The organism is Halomonas sp. 707D4, from assembly GCF_024158685.1.
Taxonomy (GTDB): domain Bacteria; phylum Pseudomonadota; class Gammaproteobacteria; order Pseudomonadales; family Halomonadaceae; genus Vreelandella.
This window is the reverse complement of record NZ_JAMZBD010000552.1, coordinates 1-1,829: the sequence shown is the minus strand read 5'-3', so window position 1 is coordinate 1,829 and position 1,829 is coordinate 1. Positions and strand designations below refer to the sequence as shown.

The 1,829-nt window shown below is 62.9% G+C and carries 2 protein-coding genes; one reads left to right on the top strand and one right to left on the bottom strand.

Translation table 11 applies throughout. The annotated features are described in order from the left end of the window. Window positions 1-732 (bottom strand): YihY/virulence factor BrkB family protein (locus tag BIS11_RS16465; protein ID WP_253586572.1); only part of this gene is annotated, 732 nt, incomplete at its 3' end. Window positions 733-895: 163 nt separating this feature from the next. Here BIS11_RS16465 and BIS11_RS16460 point away from each other — a divergent pair. Continuing rightward, a partial coding sequence (locus BIS11_RS16460) for a bifunctional nicotinamide-nucleotide adenylyltransferase/Nudix hydroxylase (protein WP_253586571.1) occupies window positions 896-1,829 on the top strand: 934 nt, incomplete at its 3' end.

The window sequence follows — 1,829 nt, the reverse complement described above, 5'->3', positions numbered from 1 at the left end:
GGCCGTGGCGGTGTACGCTAGATAGACGGCGATGAGATTGCGCCCGATGGTGAACAGCACCGCCGTGACCACGCCGCCGATGAACACGTCTCGCCAGCGCAGCACGACATCCGGCAACACCTTGAAGATGGTGGCGAACAGCAGTGTCACCATGCCAAGCGATATCAGCGACTCGAGTGTGGTGGTAAAGAAGCTGATGTAGGGAACCACATAGTTGGCCGCCTGGAGCATGCTGCGCAGAAATATACCGAGGACCAACGAGACCAGCAGAATGAAACCGATGGCCAGTACCACGGTAAGCGATAGAAGACGGGTCTTGATGAAGATGAACACGCTGTTGGAGGTAGGCTTGGCCGTCACGTCCCAGATGGTGTTGAGCGAGAACTGCATCTGCGCGAAGACCGTGGTGGCCCCGACCAGCAGGGCCCCGAAGCCTAGAAGCGTCGGCAGCAGGCCGGACTCCTGAATGCGGGACTGGGCCACCGCCTGCTCGATCGCCTGAGCGGCGTCCATCCCCAGGGTACCCTGAAGCTGGGCGACGATCTGTCCCTGGGCGGCGTCTTCACCGAGCACGATGCCGATGACGGTGACCGCGATGATGATGGTGGGGGCCAGCGAGAAGAGCGTATAGAAAGCCAAGGAGCCTGCGTAGCTGAAGGCGTTGCGTTCGAGCCACAGCGAGATGGCGTCCTGCACCACTTTCCACCAGAACATCAGCCTACGTTTCAGCATATTGATTCCCTTGCAAAATACTTTTTGGGGCGCGAGTTCGATCATGGCGCCAAGTGTGAGCGGTAGCATACCTAACTATAGCGTGGGGTGCAGTGTTCGTCGTTGCGTGCCCTGGGAGCACTGCCCATAATGGGGCGCCCCCTTCTCATCGACAGGATGCACCATGAACGCCGCCGCGCCGGAAAAGGATTTCGACTGCCTGGTATTCATCGGCCGTTTTCAGCCCATCCACCTGGGGCATCTGGCGGTGTTGCGAGAAGCGCTCAAGCGCGCAAGGCAGGTGATCGTGCTGGTCGGTTCCGCCTGGCAGGCACGTTCGCTGCGCAACCCCTGGCGTTTCGCCGAACGCCAGGCCATGCTGCGCGCCGCCTTCGATGACAAGGAGAATGCGCGCCTTGAAGTGAGCCCGCTCCTCGATGCGCTCTACAACGACGATGTCTGGGTGCGCGACGTGCAGCGCAAGGTGCGCGACCTGACCCTGCCTACCCTTGCGCGATTGCCGCGCATCGGCTTGATCGGTGCCAGCCGTGGCCAGTCGAGCTACTACCTGTCGCTGTTTCCCCAGTGGGAATCGGTGAGTGTGCCGGTCGTGGAGGGCATCTCGGCCAGCCAGATCCGCGAGCGGCTTTTTCGCTCCCGGGAGGCCTGCGAGGATTACCTGGAGACCGGCGCGCACCACGATCTACCTCCCGGCGTCACTCGGCACATTGCGGCGTTTCGCGAGCAACCACCCTACCAACAGCTTCTCGAGGAGCAGCGCCTGCTCGAGCAGTATCGCAAGGCCTGGGCCCAGGCGCCCTACCCGCCGATCTTCGTGACCGTCAACGCGGTGGTGGTGCAGTCCGGCCATATCCTGCTCACCCGGCGCACCGCGGCTCCGGGCCAAGGCCTCTATGCGCTGCCTGGCGGGTTCATCAATCCCCACGAGCGCCTGCTCGATGCCTGCCTGCGTGAACTTCGCGAACGGCTGCGCCTGAAGGTGCCGGAGGCCGTACTCAAGGGATCGCTCAAGGACCAGCGGCTGTTCGACGAGCCCCACCGTAGCTGGCGGGGTCGCACCCTGGCGGAAGCCTTCTACTTCGCCCTGCGCCCCGACC